Origin of the sequence: Chromobacterium sp. LK11 (assembly GCF_001043705.1) — a bacterium.
GTDB lineage: Bacteria > Pseudomonadota > Gammaproteobacteria > Burkholderiales > Chromobacteriaceae > Chromobacterium > Chromobacterium alkanivorans.
This window is the reverse complement of record NZ_LDUR01000010.1, coordinates 54,818-75,952: the sequence shown is the minus strand read 5'-3', so window position 1 is coordinate 75,952 and position 21,135 is coordinate 54,818. Positions and strand designations below refer to the sequence as shown.

Genomic DNA, 21,135 nt, shown 5'->3' with positions numbered 1-21,135 from the left:
CTTGGCATCAGGCACAAACGCGGAAGTCCGAACTGGAAGACAAGGTCCCGTCACACCATAGCTAAACGGCGGACGCGGCGGCGCGGCGTCCCTGCCCGCTGCCGCCCTCCCCGCCGTGCTCTATAAAGAAGCCATATCCTTGAGCCCAGCCGCGCGGCCGGGCCTGGCCGGCGGCATGCCGGCGCATTCATTCGACAGGCGGGGAAACATCCATGCGGCGGCGTGAATTTCTATTGGCATCCCTGGGCCTGCTGGCCTGGCCCCGGCTGGCGGCGGCCGCGGCCAAGCCCACGGTGACCCTGGTGCTCAAATCGCTGAAAAACCCCTTCTTCACCGTGATGACGGCCGGCGCGCGCAAGCACCACGCGCAGCACAGCGGCGACTACCAGCTGACGGTGGACGGGGTGCAGGGGGAAACCGACCTGGCCGGACAGATACGGATCGTGGAAGCCTGCATCGCCCGCCGCGAGCAGATCCTGCTGATCACGCCGGCGGATTCCCGCGCCATCATCCCGGTGCTGATCAAGGCGGTGCAGAGCGGCATGCTGGTGATCAATCTGGACAACAAGCTGGACGACCGGGCGCTGGCCAGCCACGGCGTCAACATTCCCTTTGTCGGCCCCAGCAATTTCAGCGGCGCGCGCGCGGTGGGGGATTATGTGCTGCGGGCCCTGAAGCCGCGCAGCAAGGTGGCCATCATCGAAGGCCTGCCCGGCTCCATCAACGCCAAGGCGCGCAGCGACGGCTACCGCGAGGCGATCGCCAGCGCCAATATGACGCTGACCGCCCTGGCCTGGGGCGACTGGGACCGCGAGCCGGGCCGGGCCGCGGCGCTGAAGCTGCTGAAACAAACGCCGGACCTGGCCGCGCTCTTGTGCGGCAACGACAATATGGCGATAGGCGCGGCGCAGGCGGTGACGGAGCTGAAGCGGGACGGCAAGGTCTTGATCGGCGGCTACGACAATATCCCGGAAATGACCGCGCTGCTGGCGTCCAAGCGCATTTACGCCACCGCGGACCAGCACCCGGCCTTGCAGGCGGAGTACGCCATCCGCCTGGGCCTGGAGTCCTTCAACAAGCGGCTGACGCAAAGCGAGATGCAGAACATCGTGCGCACGCCGGTGGATCTGGTGAAGTCTTGAGCCTGCCGCCCGCGTTCAAACGGCTGGCGGCGACGCTGGCCGGCGTCGCCGGCCTGGCCCAGGCCGCGCCGCTGCTGACCGTGGTGGCGGACGCGCACCCGCCTTATCTGACGCCGGCCCGAGACAGCCTCGGCGGCCCCTACGCCGACGCCTTCCGCTACCTGACTGCCAAGGCCGGGCTGGAGGTGGCGCTGAAGAGCGTGCCGGCCAAGCGCGCGTATTTTCTGGCCGCCGCGGAGAAGAACACCTGCGCGCTGGATGTGAACTTCGATCAGGGCAAGGCGGAAACCGTCAGCTATGTGGCCGCCATCTCGCCGGTGGCCCTGCAGGCTTACGTGGCCCGCGGCAACGCGGCGCCGTTCAAAAGCCTGGGCGATTTGCGGGGACTGGCGCTGGGCACGGTGGACATCGCCGAAGCGCGCGACCTGCTCAGCAGCGCCCAGCTGAGCTACATCCCCATCGCCAAGCCGGCGCTGGGTTTCAAGATGCTGGCGGCCAAACGGCTGGAGGTCTTCGTCAGCGACACCCCTCCCGCGCCGGAGGACGGCCCGCCGCCGCGCAGGGCGCTGGTGCTGACGCCGGCCGAGCGCTGGCTGATCTGCCATCCGGACACGCCGCCGGCCATCCTGGCCAAGCTCAGGCAGGCCTTGCGCGCCGGCCTGTTCGCCAAGGACACGGCCTTCATCTGGGACAAGTACCGGTTGCACGGCTTGTTTCTGGAAACCCAGGCCTCTTGGGAGCGGAGCCGGCAGTAGCAGGCCGACCTCCCGCGCGCGCGACGCCGTCCAAGCCATCGCCGGGCCGCGGCGCAAACAGCTTGCCCTACCCGCCCGCCTGTCCCAAAGCGCAGGCGCACCCCATGACTATTGCATTAATCTTCAACGATAAATCGCGCCATGCCCTGTTGGCGCAATAACTTACAGCCGCCCGCTTTTAAAACTTCATGCCGGGCCGATAAAGGCCCCTACTCTCCGACAGCGCGTCTGTTTCCGCGGCGCTTGGTAAAACTGCCAAGCGCCGCCGCGCTGCGCCGCCGCCGCTTCCGATTATGCTGGACGCCGGACACACTCACGCGAGATCAGCGATGAAAAGCAAGATGGCGGCATGCGCCGCGGGCATGATGCTGCTGGGCGGCGCCGCCGCGGCGGCCAATTGGCAGTTGGCGTGGCAGGACGAATTCAACGGCGCGGCGCTGGACACCGCCAAGTGGCGGCTGGAATCCGGCCCCGGCCCCTGGGGCCTGCACGAGCTGCAGTACTACACCGCCGGGGACAATGCGGCGGTGCGCGACGGCGCGCTGCACATCGCCGCGCGGCGGCAGGCTTACGGCGGCCGCGACTACACCTCGGCGCGGCTGCGCAGCCAGGCCGCCTGGCGCTACGGCCGGATCGAGGCGCGCATCAAGCTGCCTTACGGCCAGGGCATGTTTCCGGCATTCTGGATGCTGAACCAGCAATGGGATCAGCCGGCGCATTACGGCGAGATCGACATCCTGGAACTGGTGGGCAGCGAGGCCGGCAAGGAAAACGCCACCGTCTGGGGCAGCGCGCACCGGCCCAAGCCCGGCGCGCCGGCCGGGACGGTGCAGACGGCGTCGGCCTCCTATGTCACGCCGGACCTGGGCTGGTTCAACGACAGCTTCCACGATTTCGCCGTGGAGTGGTCGCCGGCGGCGATACGCTATTTCGTCGACGGCCGGCTCTACCAGACGGTGGCGATGAAGACCGACGGCAGCGACGGCTGGCGCGCCCTGCAAGAGCCGGCCTTCATCGTGCTGAACCTGGCGGTGGGCGGCGACTGGGCCGGCGCGCCGGACGCGTCCACGCATTGGCCGCAGGAGATGGTGGTGGACTATGTGCGGGTGTACCGGGACGCGGCCGAGCCGCCCACCCGCCGCCGCGCGCCGGCATCGGCCGCCTCGCCGCTGCGCTGAACCGTCATCCCCCTGTCACAGGCGGCTGCTATATTGGCCGGGTGGTTCGGGGAGTCCTCCCCTCCTTTGTATTTATCGACTTCCTCTTGCCGCCCCCAGGGGCGGCTTTTTGTTTGTGCCCAACTATCACGGTTTGCCGGTCACGCCCGCCAGGCGCTGACGCTCCCTGAACTTGATGATGTCATCGCGAGTAAGGGTCGCCACCCGTTTTGGCGCGGGCGAATTGGCCGGCGCCGGCCGCCGCGTCAACACATAGGGCAGTATTTCGCGTATCTCCCGCTGGATGCGGACACCGTCAGCGTTTGGCGTCAGAGTAACCGCCTCATAGACCCAGTAGCCGTCAAAGGGGGTTTCATCCCCGTCCTGCGGCGCCGTTTCCGCGTTGCGCCGTTGACGCGGCGCGTCTTGCCGCTGCAGCGGCGTCTTGGCGAACTTGACTTCATAGCCCTCGCCCAATCCGGTTTTAAGCGATAGCAGCGTGCCCGGCGTTTTTTCTTCACGGCAGGCGGCGAACACCAGCTGCTTGTAATGGCTGTAGCGGCCGCCCGGCTTCATTTCCTCCAGCACGTCTTTCAGGGTTTTCTTGTTGCCGGCCATATCGCTGACGGTGAGCAGATCCATCTTGCTCTGGCTGCCGCTGGCGCGGTTGTTCAGGACCGCGAGCCGCGCCTCTTCCTCCGGCATCTTTTCGTAATGCTTGATGTGGTAGTTCTTGACCCAGTTGTCCTTGGCCACACCCGCGTTCACCTCGGTGAAGGCGGAATAATCTTTCCCTCCCACTCCTGCCCTATTTCGCAACCGGGCGTAAATGGCAGGGTATTCCGCTCCGTCCAGCAATTTCTGCGTGGGCAGAAAAGCGGCTGAGCTAGGCGGTTCCAACAGCACTTGGCCGTGCGGCCCCAGAAACACCAGATCCTTGCCCGCCGGCAGCAGAGCGTTGCGGCTGTCCCGCGTGTACCAGCCGTGAGCGCTAAGCACCAGGGTTTCAGCCGGGTCTCCATCAATGGAGGTCAGCGTGAAATTGGCGCTGGGGTCGGTACGAAGTTTTTCAAACAGGTCTGGGCGGCTGCCTTGAAACTGCTCCAACTGGCCCGCGGCCTTCCGGCGCCGGCTGGCCAAGTCGTCGAAACTTGAGCCGGCCGTTTCCATCCGCTGGAGCGTGCCCTTTTCCACCAGGTATTTTTTCATTGCCTCGTCAAACTCAGCCTTGTCCGCGAAGTCTTTCAGCTTTGGCTTGACCGGCGCCGGGGACAGGGCGCGCTCAGCCGCCTTGACCCCGCTTCCGGCTTTTGCCGGCACTTGAACGCCGGAAGGCCCTGGACGCGGGAGGCCAAGCGGCCCCGGCGGATTCAGGATGTCCTCGGCCCGCTTGCTCAAGGCCATGAAAGGACCTTCCCCTTTTTGCAGCCTGGCCAAGGCGTAAATAGCGCGCGCGGTTCTGCCGTTGCCGTCGCCAAACGGGTGATAGCGCACTACGGCCGCATATAGGGCGTCGGCAAGGTCCACCTGGCCCGCCACGCTTTTGGCCTCGATCTGGATCAACGCTTTTTCAAAACCGGAACGTGCGATGTCCGAGCCCATGAAGACGGGATCGCTGCTGGAACGAAACGCCCGCGGCAATTGCCCGGCAGCCGGCTTGTAAACGGCGTTGTGGAGGCTTTCCATGGTGCGGATATCCAGGAAATCCGCCTCGCTGTGCCCCTCTAGCGCGCTCTGAATTCTGGTTTTTAGTTCCTGAGCTTCCGCCGCGGTCTTGGCGGAGCGGCTATTGCCGGCAATCCAGCCCGCAGCCGCCTCTTCCGGCACGCCGGGCATCGGCTGACGAGGCACGGCCGGCGGGTGATCCAGCAGTTGGCGCATATGGCCGTTGACGTCGCTCAAACGGGCCAAGTCCGAATCCAGCCTCCGCTGGACGTTGGCCTGTTCCGTGGCGAAGTCTCCCCAGGCGAAGCGGGTTTTCTGCTGGCCTTCGAAATCTCGCAGCAGATTGTTGCGTATGGATTGCCGTACCGTCTCGCGATTGGTCAATTGCGCCAGACCGCGCGCTTGCGCGCCGTCTTGCATGGTATTGACCAATAGATCCACCTTGCGTGGGTCCGCCAAGCGGCCCCAGTTCATTTCACTGAGCACAGAGGGTATGACCCGGCGCGACACAGCCTTGGCCTGGCGATAAAACATGATGGCCTGATTCACGTTTTTCACCGAGTACGCCGCCTTGACGCCTTGTGAAATCAGCGGCGCGCCGCCCGCCACCGCGCCCACGCCACCGAGCACCCCCGCAATGATGGCTTCAGTGCGGAAGGCTTCCGCCTGGTCCGGCCGGTCCGACATATGGGCTTGCACGGCGCTGGCGCCGACATAGGCCGCGTCCAAAGCCAACGACGCCATGAACAGGCTGAGACGGGCCAAGACCGAGCCTGTGCCGGGGATGGCCACCGCCAGCCCGATGGAGCCGATGGTGAGGATTTTCTTGGCGACTTCCAGCGCGGCTTCGGTGATCTGTTCCGGGTAGCTGAACACCAGGGTGTCGATATCCGATTCCAGCCGCTCCATGAGGCCGTTGTACAGTTGATCGGCCAGCTGCTCCCTGCCCTGGCTGGCAACAAAGGAGAATGGCCGCTCCGTTATCACGCCAAACGAGGGGGGGAACATCAGCCCTCCCGGCACTCTCTTGATGACTTTGTATTTGAAAGCGCTCTGGTCTTGCTCATATTTAAGCGCTTGGTAAGAGGGCTGCTTGCTAAAGACCCACTCCTGGAACGCCTTGTTTTGAGGAAACGTAGACAACACTTCACTCTTCTTGCGTCCCGAATCAATGTAGTCATGCCGGCTGCTGCCGATATGGAAAAACTTGTCGTCATCCACGCTGAACATGACGCCGCCGGCCGGCCCGGCCGGAATCATGAATACCCCATTCAACGCCGTGCCGTGGAAAGACACCGCTTGGGCCTGAACCTTGCCCTCCAGAAAGTCCTTCACCGCTTGCGCGTACAGCGGCGTCTGGTGACCGCGGCTCAAATATTCCAGGCAGCGCACATTGATCATGTCCTGGTAAAACGACTTCATGCCGGCGGCGTTGTCCGGCTGGTCCCGATAGGCCTTGAGCTCGCGCTCCATGGCTGACTGCAAATTGTCCTTGGTCAGCGCATCCACCAGTTCCTGGTGTTGCATGCCGGTCACGCGGTATTCCCGCCCGGAGGAGTCCTTCAGGCGTTTGCTTTCATACAGGTACTGGCCGGTGACGATTTCCGTCAGCGTAAAGTAGCGGCTGGCGGGCAACGGCGCTCTCGGGCCTTGCAAATTAGGGTTGGGATGCACTCTGGGAAAGTAATCGACCCGTATCTTGCTGTCCGGCCGCAACTGCGTCTTGCTTCCCTTGCGCTGTTCAAAGGCGCTGATGCCCTTGCGGATATAGTCGTCGATATAGGACGCGGGATTCAGTATCGGCTGATACAGCCGCTCCACCCGCTCCAAGCTTTGCTCGCTCTGAAGCTGAAACGCTTGCTCCAACGCCTGGTCAGGGCTTGGCGGCGCGTCGGTCGGTACGGCCGCCCCTGTTGGCGGCGCGCTTTGCACGGCGAAGCCCTGCCGGTAACGCTCAACGATGGATTTGCTCAAATCGTCCGTCTGAGCATCGGCCAGCGCGGACAAGTCTTTCAAGATGACTTGGCCAAACTCGCGAAACTCGTTGAGGCTCGGCTTGTCCTTGATGTCGTCGATGAAAGCGCTGGTCAGCTCGATGGTCTTGAGCAGCCTCCGGATATCGCGCTCTTTACCCGGAGGCAGCTCCCGTACTTCGCCTGCCCGATCCGCCTTTTCGAAAAGGCGGTTGAACTCGGTGCGGATCGCCCTGCTCATGTCCAGATTGTGCAGCACCTGATCAATCTGAAACGGCAAGTCCTCCTCATCGTCTGTGTTTTCACTTGGCAAACTCCTGGCCGCTCGGCGCAGAGGAGCCCCTTCTTCCCCTTCCAGCGCCACGGCGAACTGCGGTTGATCAAACACAAAATGGAGATCATCCACATCCAGCTGCGTGATGATTTCATGCGCCAGCCGCAAGGCTTCGTCCTTGGCCGGGTTTGGCTGCGCCCCGTCTCGGCGCGCCCAGCCGTAGAGGAGAGCCCCGCCGGCGGCCATGGCGGCGATGCCGAGCAGAAGCGGCGCTTTCTGTTCCCACAACGCAGATCCGCCGGCAGCCGGCGCAGATGTGGTCATGGGCGGCTGGAACGGGCTGCTTTCGTCCTGAGACGCTGCCGGGGCCGAATGCACGAGTATTTCCTTCAGTTCTATCTCCGCCGGCAACGGTGCTGGCGCATCCTGACGCGCGCGCCACAAGGCATAACCGACAGCGGCCAGGCCCAGGGCTTCCAGGCTGATGCCGCCGGCCAATTGCCAATTGGCGGCCAGCCGGGACGGCGCGGCTGGCTGCGCGGTGGCCGGCTGCGCGGCGCTTGCGGCTTCGGCGCCGGGCAACAGGCCCCATGGCTGCTGTACCAGCGCATCGCAAGCGGACATGACGGCGTCCGCCAGCCAGTTTTCCATGCGCCGGGAGAGTTGTTCGCGCAAGTTCCGCACACTCTCGCTCTTACTGTCGGCCAGTGCGTCCAACCATTGATTGCCCCAGGCCAGCCAGGAGTCGGCAACCGGCTGCGCCCCCACGGTTTGGCCGGCTTCTCTCAAAGCCGGCAGCAAGGGAATCAGATCCACCAGTTTTTCCAACTGCGGATAATGCCGCACCACCTGGCAATCCTTGAGCTGGCGCGCCAGCAGCCGCAAGCGGTCCTCGGTTTCCACCCGGTCCTGGCTGTTGAAGGCCAGGCAAACCTGGTAAGCCAGCCTGGCGTTCAGGTATTGGCTGTAGGCAAACTGCAGGGTCTGGTTCTGGCTTTGATCATGGGCAACGAACCATTGCAGCGTCTGCTCCCAGCTGCTGTGGTTTTGCAGAGCTTCCGCGTACTGCACAGTGGCCGCGGCCAACGGGTCGCCCATCAGTTTTTCCACCAGATAGGGCTTGGCCACCGCCACAAAGCTGCCAGCCATGCGCTGAAACATGCCGCCCCAGCTTTCGGAAGCCGAACTTTCGCGGTAGAACTTTTCTAGCTCCTGCGCCGCATGAGCCGGCAGCCAGCGTTCGGCGAGATGAGCGCCGGCCCAAAGGCCGAGACTGGGCGCGGCGGCCTTGCCAAGATCGCGCATCAGCACCGCCCAGGATTCCGGACTCCGGTTCAACGTCAGCAGGCGATTCAACAAAACGACCGTGTCCGCATCCGCCCCCAGCGCGCTCTGAAACTGGCGGGTCCAAGACCATGCTGGACTCTCCACGCTGGTTTGGCCCAAAGCGCTCAGCAGCCACAAGGCCTGTCCACCCAGGCCGCTGTCCGCCGGGCTGCGGCCTAGCTGATCGGCAAACTGAAAAGCCGCAAGCAATTGCTCCGCCTGGGCTGGGCCGCCCAACAACATTTCCAGATGCGGCTGCAACGATTCCCGCAGCTCCGGTCGGGCCAGGGTTTCGGCCAACCAGCCCAATCGTTCCGCAAGCGAGCCGTTGACGGGATAAGGCACGGTCTTTTGCGTCTGCGCCAGCGCCTTGCCCAAGCGCAGCAAGGACGGGGCGAGCTGCTGTTCCAGCAACGGGTTGTCCGTCAAAATATCCAGATAATCACCTAGGCCGGCTTCCTGGGGCAGAGCCTGCCATAGCCGCACCTGGCCCAGGGTCTGCCTCATCGCGCCCAGGCTCTGGGCGATGCCGTCCAGCCGATCACCGTCCAGCGCTCGCTTCAACTGCGGATCCGCCAGCAGTTTCTCCGCGGCGGCCGTCAATTCCAGCGTCTTGCCCAGCACGGAAGGCTGATCCTTCAACTCCAACAAGCTGTGCTCCAATGCCGCCCACTGCCCGCTGGCGCTTTTCAACCAGGGGCCCACTGCGTCGAGATAGGCTTTCAATTTCCGGCCCTCCTGAGCCCCCAAGCCTTTGCCGCTGGCCAACTGCCGGCCAAGCCGGTCCAACGCCGTGGCCAGTTCTTCCAGTTTGCGCTGTGGGCTGTAATTGCCCTTGCAGATGCCACTCAGCTCTTCGTAGCTGTCCTTGAAGGCACGGAGTTGCGGCAGCGGGATCGCCTCGATGATGAGTTTTTCGAGCACCTTGTGAATGACTTTGCCAGCCATGTCCGACAGCATGCCGGCGACAGCCAGGCCAGGTCGCGGCTCCAACGGCGCCGTCTCGGCCGCACAGGGAAAAGCCGCCAGATAGGCTTGCGGGTGCTGCTCCACTTCCTGAATCACCTTTTGGGCGAATTGCTGCAAATACGACGGGGCGCCCTGCCCACCGCTTTTCCAGTCGTAGGCGTCCAGCTCCGCCAGCATGCGGTCGTTATCCCAGTGCGGGGATAACGACTGCTGTTCCGAATGCAGTTTTCCCGCCGCCATTTTGAGCAGTGCGGCGCTGTCATGGTCCCATTGGCGGAGATCGCGCAGTTTTTCCGTTTCACGCAGCAGCGCGGGATAGTAAGCCAAGGAGGTTTTGCTCTGCGGGGCTTCAGCCTGGCTCTGGACAGGAGCCTGGCTCTGAGGAGCGAGCAGGCGCGACAGCTTGGAAGAAATCATCATAATTGCAGGCTTTCGGATGGCGGATCAGGTGCGGTGGCCACGGACGGCGCTCTATTCGTTTGACCAAATTCGCCCTTGAGCGAATCTGCATGAAATGCGTTGGGAGGCGCATCATTCACGGCTACGCAAATTCCGAAGCAGATGAGGCGGGCTTGACGGATGACACGCGGCCTGACGCCGTGGCTTTCATTTAGGAATGCAGCTTAAAGGGCCGCCGGCAAGCCGGGCTTGCAAAAATTGTTGATTTGCCGAAATGGTTTTGTGAACACCTCCGCCCCATAAAAAAAACCCGCCAATATTGGCGGGTTCTTGTATGGCTGCGGTGTGAAAACCTGTTCAACTCATATCGCTGCGGCGGTACAGGCTGAGGCCGATGGCCAACACCGCCAGCATGCCGGCGCAGCTGCGGTTGATCCAGCCCATTACGCGGGCGGAGAAAGTGCGCATAGCGTGGCGGCCGCCGTAGGCGTAGATGAACATCATCACGCAATCCACGCTGGCGGTGACCACCGCCAGGATCATGTACTGCGTGAGCACCGGCTGGTCCTGGCGGATGAACTGCGGCAGAAAGGCGGTGAAGAACAGCAGGCCCTTGGGATTGGACAGGCCCACCACCAGCGAGCGCAAAAACGTGCCGCGGCCGCTGGCCTCGCCGCCCTGGGCGCTGGCCGTCAGCGCCTGGGTGGGCGCGCGCCACATCATCCAGGCCAGGTAAACCAGGTAGGCGGCGCCGCCCCATTTGACGATGGAGAACAGTTGTTCCGACGCCTGCAGCAGCGCGCCCAGGCCGCAGCCCACGGCGGCGATCAGCAGCAGATCGGACAGCACCGCGCCGGCAAAACCGTAGCTGGCGATGCGCATGCCGTGGCTGGCGCCGTTGTTGAGCGCCAGCAGCATGGACGGACCGGGGGTGATCATCACGGCGCTGACGGCGACGATGTACAGCAATAAGGTGGCGAAACTCATTCAAAACTCCAGGACGGCTATCATCTATGACTTGGCGCGGCCACCCGAAAACAGTCGACGACGACGGCGCGCGAAACGCGGCGTCTTGGCATGAAACAGGGAACTGGGTAGTACGGACAGGGGCGGCAAACAACGCAGAGCCGGCATCATAATATAAAAGCCGGCGCGGCTGTAGTGGCATATTGGCTTATGCTTATGCGCTTAAAGAAGAAGCGCTCCCTCTTTACCTGCACGCCACGCGCCTCCGTACGCCCGGGAACACGCGTATCCGGCACGCCCCCGGCCTCTTCAGGCTCGTCGCCGGAGGCGCGCCTCGCTCAGCCCTCGCGCCGCTTCTCGTACAGCACATCCCCGCCCTCGGCTGGGCCGGCCTGCCGCCAGCCCTGGCTCTGGTAAAAGCCGTTGGCGCGGATGGCGGCGTCGCCGTCGGTCGTCAGCCGGATCACCGGATGCTGCTGAAACAACGCGGCTTCGGCCTGACGCAGCAGTAGCCGGCCCAGGCCCAGGCCCTCGAACTCCGGCTTGACGAACAAGGCGAACACTTCGCCGGCGTCCAAGTCCGCCATGGCGAAGCCGGCCGGCTGGCCGTCCTGCTCCGCGATCCAGGCGCAGGGCGCGGCGGCGATGGTTTCGGCGATAGTCTCCGGCGTGATGCCCAGGCTGGCCAGTTGCTCGATGGAAAGGTGGTTTTGCCGGACGCTGGTGCGGATGTCGAACAGCGCGGCGATGTCGGCGCGGACGGCCGGACGGATGGTGGAACTCATACGCTTCCTTGCGGGCCGCTTACCTCCCGGATCGGCAAGCGGCGCTGGATTAAAGAACATAACCGGGCCGGCTGGGACCGCCCGCCGGCGGCAAAGTTCGCCGGCCGCGGCCCCGCGCCGGGAACCCGCGGCCGGCCCGCCGCTCCATAGTGCTATCTCGTCCGCAAACGCGGGCGGCTCTCTGCGAAGGAAGCGTCTCGATGCGATTGATTGCGTTGCTGTTGTTCGTCCTGCTGGCCTACTGGCTGATCCGCCGCGCGCTGAACCCGTCGCGGCCGGACGCGCCGCCGGCCGACGCCGTCTCCGAGACCGAGCGCGCCTGCCGGGTGCTGCAGGTGGCCTGGCCCTGCTCCGCTGAGGAGCTGAAAGCGGCTTACCGGGCGCGGATGGCGGAATACCACCCGGACAAGGTCAGCGCGCTGGGCCTGGAGCTGCGCGAACTGGCGGAACGCAAGAGCAAGGACATCAACGCCGCCTATCAGCGGCTGCTGCCGCTATGCGCCGACCGGCGCTAAGCGCCTGTTTACGATCTCGCGAGCTAAAGCGAGACAAGGCGTCGCGGCTGAGAAAGCGGAATGTACAAACGGTACATGAGCATTTTGAGCTTGTACTCACCGTGCAACACTTCACGAAGCGCAGCAGACTTTGAACAGGTTCTAAGCGCGTTCCGCCAACGCCGGCTCCCCCTCCCGGTTGGCCGCGCAACAAAAGCTTCATCAAAACCTCTCCTGGCCGAAACATGCGCCCACTATGCTGTGCCGGTTTTTTTCATGCCCGGAACATAACATCATGCGCACCCTCAGCCTGACCCTGGCCGTGACGGCCGCCATCGGCCTGGCCGCCTGCGGCAGCAGCGGCGGCCCCGCCAGCGGCTCCGCCAACAACAACCAGGGCCTCCGTCCCGCCGCCAAGAACGTGATCTTCTTCCTGGGCGACGGCATGGGCATCAACACCACCACCGCCGCCCGCATCTACTCCGTGGGCGAAGACGGCGAGCTGACCATGGACACGCTGCCGGAAAGCGGCTTCGTCAAGACCTTTTCCAACGACGCCCAGGTCACCGACAGCGCGCCGTCCATGTCCGCCTACATGACCGGCGTGAAGATGAACAACGAAGTCATCTCCATGTCCACCAACACCCAGGCCAAATCCCCCACCGCGGACTACACCTCCAACTGCGGCGTCGGCAACGGCCAGCCGGTCAGCACCCTGCTGGAGCTGGCCAAGGCCGGCGGCAAGGCCACCGGCGTGGTCACCACCACCCGCGTCACCCACGCCACCCCGGCCGCCACTTACTCCCACGTTTGCCACCGCGACGCCGAATCCGACATCGCCGCCCAACTGGTGCCGGGCGGCGCACTGTACAACGCCAAGCTGCAAGACGGCGTGGACGTGGTGTTTGGCGGCGGCCGCCAGTTCTTCCTGCCCAAGGCCGCCGGCGGCAAGCGCGCCGACGGCCGCGACCTGGTGGCGGAGCTGAAGGCCAAGGGCTACGGCTACGCCGCGGACAAAACCGGCTTCAACGCGCTGGACCCGGCCAAGACCAGCCGCGCCGTGGGCCTGTTCACCAGCAGCCACATGAGCTACGACCTGGACCGCGACGCCGCCAAGGAGCCCAGCCTGGCCGAGATGACTTCCAAAGCCATCGCCATGCTTGCGGACCGCAAGGACAAGCAGGGCTTCTTCCTGATGGTGGAAGGCGGCCGCATCGACCACGCGCTGCATGAAACCACCGCCAAGAAAGCGCTGCAGGACACCGTGGCCTTCGACCAGGCGATCAAGGCCGCCATCGACGCGATGAAACAGCGCGACCCGGACCTGAAAAACACCCTGATCGTGGTCACCGCGGACCACGACCACACCCTGGTGCTCAACGGCTACGCCCAGCGCACCGGCAAGACCACGCCCGCCAACCCCGGCGTGCTGGGCCTGGTGAAGAACTACAGCAACGGCAGCGTGGCCACCGACGCCGACGGCATGCCCTACTCCATCATCGGCTTCGGCAACGGCGAAAACCGCGTCAACGGCAACCGCAACGCCGCCGCCGCGCTGACCGACGCCGTGGTCTCCGCCAACGACTACCACCAGGAAGCGGCGGTGCGCATGCCGGCCGGCGGCGAAACCCACGGCGGCACCGATGTCTACATCGGCGCCATCGGCCAGGGTTCGGACGCCTTCCACGGCTTCCTGGAAAACATCGACGTGTTCGGCCTGGTGAAAAAAGCCGCCGCCCTGTAACGCCGCACCCGACCCTGCGCAAACCAATACAAGAGAACCAGAATGAAACCGATGATGAAACCGCTGCTCAGCGTCGCCGCGCTGACCGCCGCCCTGCACGCGCTGCCGGCCCAGGCCGCAGGTGAAGCCAAGAACGTGATCTTCTTCCTGGGCGACGGCATGGGCCCCACCACCGTCACCGCCTCGCGCATCTACAAATACGGCGAGGCCGGCAAGCTGAACATGGAACAGCTGTCCCGCACCGCCCGCGTCAAAACCTTCTCCAATGACGCGCAAACCACCGACAGCGCGCCGTCGATGTCCGCCTATATGACCGGCGTGAAGATGAACAACGAAGTCATCTCCATGTCCGCCGACACCCGCGCCATCGACCCCAACAGCAACGGCACCGGCAACTGCGGCAATGGCAACGGCCAGCCGGCCACCACCCTGCTGGAACTGGCCAAGGCCAAGGGCAAGGCCATAGGCGCGGTGACCACCACCCGCGTCACCCACGCCACCCCGGCCGCTACTTACTCCCACGTCTGCCACCGCGACGCCGAATCCGACATCGCCGCCCAGGCGGTGCCGGGCGGCACCGGTTACAACGCCAAGCTGGGCGCCGGCCTGGACGTGCTGATGGGCGGCGGCAGCAAGTTCTTCCTGCCCACCGCCTCCGGCGGCAAACGCCCGGACGGCCGCAATCTGCTAACCGAAATGCAGGCCAAGGGCTACACCCTGGTGAGCAGCGGCAGCGAGCTGGCCGCCTTCAACCCGCAATCCGGCAACAAGCTGCTGGGCATCTTCAACAAGGACCACATGGACTACGAGCTGGACCGGGTGAAGAACAGCCTGAACCAGCCCAGCCTGGCCGACATGACCGCCAAGGCCATCGACACCCTGTCCCGCAACGGCAACGGCTATGTGCTGATGGTGGAAGGCGGCCGCATCGACCACGCGCTGCACGGCACCAACGCCAAGCGCGCACTGGAAGACACCATCGCCTTCGACAACGCCATCAAGACCGCGCTGGCCAAGGTGGACCTCAACAACACCCTGATCGTGGTCACCGCCGACCACGACCACACCATGACCATCAACGGCTACGCCAAGCGCGGCAACCCCATCCACGACATCGTGCGCGGCTACGCCGACGGCAAGGAGTCCAAGGACGCGGACGGCGCCACCTACACCGCCCTGGTGTTCGGCAACGGCCCCAACCGCAAGGCCAGCCGCGTGTCGGTGGATTCCGCCACCGCGATGGGCGACGACTACCAGCAGGAAACCGGCATCCGCCTGTCCAGCGAAACCCACGGCGGCGGCGACGTGATGCTGATGTCCGGCGGCGCCGGCTCCAAGGGCTTCAAGGGCGTGATGGACAACACCAAGGTGTTCGGCCTGGTGAAAAGCGCGCTGGGCCTGTAAGAACCTGTTAACGATCTGCTACGCGTCGGCGATACGGCGTTGAAAACCAGCTCAAAATGCTCATGTACCACATGTACATTCCGCTTTTTCACTCGTTTTCGCCTTGTCTCGCTCTAGCTCGCGAAATCGTAAACAGGCTCTAACCCCCCCCTCGCGATGAGCTCCGCGCCGGCGCCGCTCCAGGCCCGGCGCGGCCGTCCCGGATTCACTCCATTCGGCTTGCCCTCGGGCAAGCCTCCTTTTACGACTGACGAAAGACCGCAATGACAATCCTGCTGCCGCTGGCCTTGCTGGCGCTGTCCCCGGCGCTGCGCGCCGCCGCGCCGGACCTGGTGGCCACCATCAGCTACGAAACCGTCACCGTCGGCAACGACGGCGTGGAAAAAACCATACGCTATCGGGAAAAACTGACCCGCCAGGGCAAGCACGTCTGGCGCGAACGGCTGAACGCGCGTGCCGGCGGCCACGATCACGACGACGGCCATGGCGCGGAAGACGGCCACGACCACATCGACTACGCCGCCGCCAGCCGCCATGTGTGGCTGGACGCCAAGGGCCAGCCGCGACTGGAATTCGCCGTGCCGCAACAGCGGCTGCTGGTGCAAGTGGGTCAGCGCGAATGGGGCGACGTCGGCTTCGACGGCTCCTGGGCCCTGGCCAGCCAGCTGGTGGACATCGCCAAGCTGAAAGGCTTTGCCGTCAGCCCGGGCGCGGACGGCAGCCGCTGGTATCGCAAGACCGCCAACGGCCACAGCAAACAATTGCAGTGGAGCACGCGCTGGGCGATGCCGCTGCGGGTGGAGTCGCGCTCCCAGGACGGCCGCCACCGCGAAAGCATGCGCGTGGAGATCCGCCCGCTGGCCGCCGGCCAGCCGCTGCCGTGGGCGCAGACCAGCCGGCTGCGCGGCAAGGACTATATGGATACGCTGGACTGAGCAGCCCCTCTCGCCAAACCAGACGCGGCGGCGTGAGCCGCCGTGCGCCCCCGCCTGGAAGACGGCACAGCTGCCTCCCAAACCCCACCTGACAATAAGGTCAGGCAGCGCCATTCAAGCAGCCAACATTTGATCCAGGCCCTTGTCACGTCATTGTCCTGATACTTAGAATCCCCTCGCTATCTAGTCTCTTGAGCCCAAAACACCCCTCAGACACCCTCCTGCGCGAGGGTGCCTCTATTTTTGCGTCAGGAAAAAAGCCCATGGACCTCAGCACCCTGCTCGCCAGCTTCGCCTCCGCCTTCAACCAGGACCAGCGCCTGCTCACCCTCAGCCTGGGCGACGGCAGCGTGGCGGCCGAGCAATTGCTGCCCCTCAGCCTGGCCGGCGAGGAAGGCGTGTCCCGGCCTTACGCCTACCAGCTCACCTGTCTGTCCCCGGACGGCGCGATCGAACTCAAGACCCTGCTCGGCCTGCCGGCCCGCATCGGCATCCTCGACGCCGCCGGCGCTGAGAGCCTGCGCTGCGGCGTGGTGTCCAAGGTGGAAAGCCTGGGCTCGGACGGCGGCTTCAGCCGCTACCAGCTGACCATAGAGCCGCCGTTCGCGCTGCTGCGTCATCGCGTCAGCTCGCGAGTGTTCCAGGACCTGACGGTGCCGGACATCGTCAAACAGATCCTGGCCGAGCATCAGCAAGCCAACCCGGTGTTCGCCCGCGTCCAGACCCTGGACTTCAAGACCGGCGCGGCCTCGCCGCGCAGCTATTGCCTGCAATACCGAGAATCCGATTACGACTTCATCGTCCGGCTGCTGCACGAAGAGGGCTATGCCTGGCGCTTCGATCATCTGGACGGTGAAGTACCGCAAGTGCAGTTGGTCGCCTTCGACGACCCCTATAGCCTGCCGCCGGCCGGCGTCGAGCGGGTGCGTTTCCACCGCAGCGACGCCACCGAGGCCGAAGACGGCCTGACCGAGTGGAATGCCCAACGCCAGATCGTCCCCGGCGCGGTGGCGCTGGCCAGCTTCGACTACCAGCCCGTCAGCACCCAGCACAGCGGCGACGACAGCCGCATCGACCAGGGCCAGAACGGCAAGGCGCTGCAGTCTTCTTTGCACGACTACGACCCGCAATCGCTGTACTACGCCGGCGACGCCGACCAGCTCAGCCACTACGCCCAGCTGCGCCAGCAGGCGCATGACCTCAAGGCCAAGCAATTCAGCGGCGGCGGCAGCGTGCGCGGCTTGGCCGCCGGCCAGTGGTTCCGCCTGGACGAGCACCCGGCCCACGATGGCGACAGCAGCGAACAGCGCGAATTCGTCGTCACCCGCCAAAGCTTAAGCGCGCGCAACAACCTGCCGGCGGATCTCAAAGCCTTCCAAGACGGCAAAGAGGCCCAACCCTTCCGCGCCGACTTCGACGCCCAACGCCGCGGCGTGCCGCTGACCCCTGCCTACGCCCACACCGAACTGGCCAAGCCCAAGTCCCGTGGCGTGCAAACCGCCACCGTGGTCGGACCGGTAGGCAGCGATGCCGGATCGAACAGTCCCGAAGAGGTCTACACCGATCAGTACGGCCGCATCAAGGTGCAGTTCCACTGGCAACGGATGGACGAACACCCCAGCATAGGCGCCAACCTCGACGACAAATCCTCCTGCTGGCTGCGGGTGGTGATGCCCAGCGCCGGCGCGGGCTGGGGCCACCAATTCATTCCGCGCATCGGCCAGGAAGTGTTGGTCGACTTCATCGAAGGCGACATCGACCGCCCGGTGATCACCGGCGTGCTCTACAACGGCAGCCACCCGACGCCGGACTTCAGCGGCGCCGGCGCCTTGCCGGCCAACAAGACCCTGTCCGGCATCAAGTCCAAAGAACACCAGGGCGGCCAGTACAACGAACTGCTGTTCGACGACACCCCGGGCGAAGTCAGAGCCAAACTCAGTTCCGAACCCGGCAAGACCCAGCTCAACCAGGGCTTCCTGACCCACCCGCGCAGCAACGGCAAGGCCGAAGCGCGCGGCGACGGCTTCGAATTGCGGACAGACAGCCACGGCGCCATCCGCGCCGGCCACGGCCTGCTGCTGAGCACCGAAGCGCAGAACGGCGCTGGGGGCAAACAACTGGCGCGCGAACAGGCGCAAAGCCAGCTGGACGCGGCCCTGGGTCTGAGCCAGAGCCTGGGCGACACCGCCACCGGCCAGCAGGCCGACACCATGGAAACCGGGCCGGACAAGGTCAATCCGGACAACAGCAAGGCGGGCAAAGGGGATAAGGGGCATTTACAGCAGCAGGCGGCCGCGCTGAAAGCCTGGGAAGCCGGTTCCAACACCGACAAAGACGGCAAGATGGCAAAAGACCAAGCCGGCCAGCAACCGCTGATCGTGCTGTCCGCGCCGGCCGGCATCGCCAGCCTGAGCCAGCAAAGCCAGACTCTGGCGGCGGGCACCAACCTGGACCTGGTGGCGCAGCGCGACACCAACCAGACCAGCGGCCGGCGCTGGCTCCACAATGTGGGCCAGCACATCAGCCTGTTCGTCACCGGGGTCAAGGACCAGATCGCGTTGAAGCTGATTGCCGCCAAGGGCAAGATGCAGGTGCTGGCGCAGAGCGACAGCATCGAGGTGACCGCGGACAAGGGTGTGACGGTGACGTCCTGCAAGGAAAGAATCACCGTGGCCGCCAAACAGGAAATCCTGCTCAATGTCAGCGGCGGCGCTTACATCCGCATCGCCGGCGGCAATATCGAACTGCATTGCCCGGGCAAGGTGTCGGTGAAAGGCGCCAGCCACCAGATGAGCGGGCCGGACCGGATGAATATCGCACACCCCGCTTTTCCCAAGCACCTGCCCAAATCCCCGCTGACGGTCCAGATCGACCAGGCAGGGCAAGGCGTAAACAGCAGTTGGGCCGGCATGCCCTTCACTCTGTACGCCGACGGCGCAGAGATGAAAAAAGACGTGCTGGACGACAGCGGCCGCCTGCATATCGACCACATGGCGCCCAACCAGAAATACCGGATCGAAATGGCCAACGGGGTCAAATACGATATTCCGGTGCCCAATGAATACAGTAATCCCAGCCAGGGCGAACCGGCCAATCTGGGTTTCCACGGCCACCAGGCCGGCAGCGCCGACGACGCCGGGCGCACCTCGCTGCTGGAGTCGGCGCGGGAGGATTTCCTGAGCCTGGCGAAAGGGAAAGGACGCAATCATGGCTGACGCAGGCAAGAACAAACCAATCAAAGTCCCGGTTGCTCAAAACCAGACCATGCGCTGCACCATCACCCCGCCCTGGTTTGTCGACAAATCGGAATACAATGCGCTGACCGCCAGTTTTCAGCCGCTGGTCAATGGCGAACGCGCCTTCCGCGCCGTGCATCAGGCGATTGAAGCGGCCAAGAAATCGGTCTGCATCATCTGCTGGGGTTTCCAACCGTCGATGTATTTCATCCGCGACGGCAAATCGCCTTGCATTGGCGAACTGCTCAGGCAGAAAGCCAAACAGGGGGTGAAGGTCAAAGTCCTGGGCTGGCGCATGGGACCGGCCGGCAGCAACCTGGCCCAGTACGGCCCGGAGAACAACCAGCCTGGCGGCGGATTGTTCAGCAGCAGCCCCACCGCCACGCCGGAGCAAAGGAAATACGATCATTGCTGGTACGGCAACTCGCAACACCTGATCGCCAACCCGCGCTTTGTCGGACGCGACTTCAGCCTGACCGAGCGGGCGGAAATTCTTTACCGCTCGCTGTTTCAAGCCACCGACACCCAGCTGAGAAAAACCACCAGCGCGGTTCAGGCCGCCACCGTCACCCATCACCAGAAAATGGTGCTGGTGGACTACGAAGACCCGCAGCGCGCGGTCGGCTTCGTGATGGGCCACAATATGTTGGACGAGTACTGGGATAAGGACGCGCACAGCTGCAAACGCTATCCGCCGCACCTGGGGCCAAATGGACACGGCCCGCGCCAGGACATTTCCAGCCGCGTGACCGGCCCCATCGTCGGCGATCTGTTCGCCAACTTCTGGCAAGCCTGGAAGAAGGAAACCGGGGAAACGCTGCCCAAGCCGGACTTCCGCGACTACCCCGCGCGCCCGGACAGCCAGAACCTGCCCATCCAGGGGCAAATCCTGCGCACCCAGGCGCAATACAATGTCCGCGACATCGAAAAGCTCTATCTGCAGGCGGTCAACAACGCCAGCTCCATGATCTACATCGAGAACCAGTATTTCCGCTGGCCGCCCTTGGCGGACAAGATCAAGGCCGCCGCCCAGGCGCAAACCCGCTGCGGCCGCGACCCCGGCAAGCACGACTCGCTTTATCTCTTTGTGGTGACCAACTCCAGCGACGAAGGCATGGGCGACGGCACCGTCAAAACCTATGAAATGCTGGACAGCCTGGGCCGGGCGGAAACCATCCCCAACGTCGCCCGGCTGGAGCGCGCGCAAGACCTGCAAACCCAAATGAACCGGACCGAGGTCGAAATCCGGCAAACCCAGCTGGAACGCAATCTGCAGCTGATACCCAATGGCTACGCCAACAAAGCCAAGATCCAGGCGTATCAGCAGCAAAAGCAGGCTTTGGAAGCCAAGCAGGCCGCGCTGGAAGCCCGCAAACGGCAGCAGGCTGCGCGGAAAGCGGCGCTGGAGCAGCCCGACGCCCCCATCCTGCCGGAAGAGCGGCCGGGCCTGAAAGTGCATGTCTGCACCCTGGTGGCGCCGGATTCGGAACCCACCACGCCGGACAGCAAACGCGTCAGGATGAAATACCCGATGAGCGCGGAATCCTATACCGTGCCCGGCCGGGACTGGACACCGGTCTACATTCACAGCAAGCTGATGATCGTCAACGACACCTTCATGACGCTGGGCAGCGCCAACATCAACACCCGCAGCATGCAGGTGGACAGCGAACTGAATATCGCCCACCACCGGCCGGAGATCACCCCGGTATTACGGCGGCAGCTGTGGAATATTCATACCAAGGGCATGGGGGCGCAGGATAAGCCGAAAGATGCGTATCAAAAATGGCTTGAGATAATTAATGAAAATAGAAAAGCTAATGCAAAATTTCAAACACCAATAGCCTCCCTTGTTGAGTTTTCCCGCCTAAGCGCCACACGCACCAACAAGGACTAAGTTGTGAAATACCT

General features: G+C 64.2%; 12 protein-coding genes. 9 read left to right on the top strand and 3 right to left on the bottom strand.

All coding sequences use genetic code 11. The annotated features are described in order from the left end of the window. Positions 1-212: 212 nt before the first annotated feature. The 3 genes from VK98_RS06600 to VK98_RS06590 all read left to right on the top strand — a co-directional run bounded on the left by VK98_RS06600 (position 213) and on the right by VK98_RS06590 (position 3,075). A complete protein-coding gene (locus VK98_RS06600; RefSeq protein ID WP_048413291.1) occupies positions 213-1,142 on the top strand; it encodes a substrate-binding domain-containing protein in 930 nt (309 codons plus the stop codon). Then, entirely contained in the window at positions 1,139-1,897 is a 759-nt protein-coding gene (locus VK98_RS06595) for a hypothetical protein (RefSeq protein WP_048413290.1), read from the top strand. The genes VK98_RS06600 and VK98_RS06595 overlap by 4 nt, the downstream gene beginning before the upstream one ends. 329 nt (positions 1,898-2,226) lie before the next feature. Further along, positions 2,227-3,075, top strand: coding sequence for a family 16 glycosylhydrolase (locus VK98_RS06590; protein WP_048413289.1), 849 nt, complete (start codon positions 2,227-2,229; stop codon positions 3,073-3,075). A gap of 126 nt (positions 3,076-3,201) precedes the next feature. Here VK98_RS06590 and VK98_RS06585 read toward each other — a convergent pair whose 3' ends face one another. The 3 genes from VK98_RS06585 to VK98_RS06575 all read right to left on the bottom strand — a co-directional run bounded on the left by VK98_RS06585 (position 3,202) and on the right by VK98_RS06575 (position 11,411). Further along, positions 3,202-9,681, bottom strand: coding sequence for a putative adhesin (locus VK98_RS06585; protein ID WP_082158798.1), 6,480 nt, complete (start codon positions 9,679-9,681; stop codon positions 3,202-3,204). A 336-nt stretch (positions 9,682-10,017) separates the two neighbouring features. Then, positions 10,018-10,647 (bottom strand): LysE family translocator, encoded by a 630-nt coding sequence (locus VK98_RS06580; protein WP_048413287.1) that lies wholly within the window; start codon positions 10,645-10,647, stop codon positions 10,018-10,020. 317 nt (positions 10,648-10,964) lie between these two features. Continuing rightward, complete coding sequence (locus VK98_RS06575; protein WP_048413286.1) at positions 10,965-11,411, bottom strand: GNAT family N-acetyltransferase; 447 nt, start codon at positions 11,409-11,411, stop codon at positions 10,965-10,967. A 200-nt stretch (positions 11,412-11,611) separates the two neighbouring features. On the opposite strand from VK98_RS06575, the gene VK98_RS06570 reads away from it, so the two are divergent. The 6 genes from VK98_RS06570 (at position 11,612) to VK98_RS06545 (ending at position 21,121) form a co-directional block, all read left to right on the top strand. Then, positions 11,612-11,926, top strand: coding sequence for a DnaJ domain-containing protein (locus VK98_RS06570; protein WP_048413285.1), 315 nt, complete (start codon positions 11,612-11,614; stop codon positions 11,924-11,926). Between the two features lie 274 nt (positions 11,927-12,200). Then, the gene (locus VK98_RS06565; protein WP_048413374.1) at positions 12,201-13,649 is read left to right on the top strand and encodes an alkaline phosphatase; all 1,449 of its coding nucleotides are present in this window, start codon (positions 12,201-12,203) and stop codon (positions 13,647-13,649) included. 42 nt (positions 13,650-13,691) lie between these two features. Beyond that, positions 13,692-15,053 (top strand): alkaline phosphatase, encoded by a 1,362-nt coding sequence (locus tag VK98_RS06560; protein WP_231589220.1) that lies wholly within the window; start codon positions 13,692-13,694, stop codon positions 15,051-15,053. 263 nt (positions 15,054-15,316) lie between these two features. Then, positions 15,317-15,988 (top strand): hypothetical protein, encoded by a 672-nt coding sequence (locus tag VK98_RS06555; RefSeq protein ID WP_053077265.1) that lies wholly within the window; start codon positions 15,317-15,319, stop codon positions 15,986-15,988. 263 nt (positions 15,989-16,251) lie between these two features. Continuing rightward, the gene (locus VK98_RS06550; protein WP_082158797.1) at positions 16,252-19,203 is read left to right on the top strand and encodes a type VI secretion system Vgr family protein; all 2,952 of its coding nucleotides are present in this window, start codon (positions 16,252-16,254) and stop codon (positions 19,201-19,203) included. Beyond that, positions 19,196-21,121 carry a phospholipase D-like domain-containing protein gene (locus VK98_RS06545; RefSeq protein WP_048413283.1) on the top strand — a complete coding sequence of 642 codons (1,926 nt, stop codon included), beginning with the start codon at positions 19,196-19,198 and terminating at the stop codon, positions 21,119-21,121. The genes VK98_RS06550 and VK98_RS06545 overlap by 8 nt, the downstream gene beginning before the upstream one ends. The last annotated feature ends 14 nt before the right edge of the window (positions 21,122-21,135 follow it).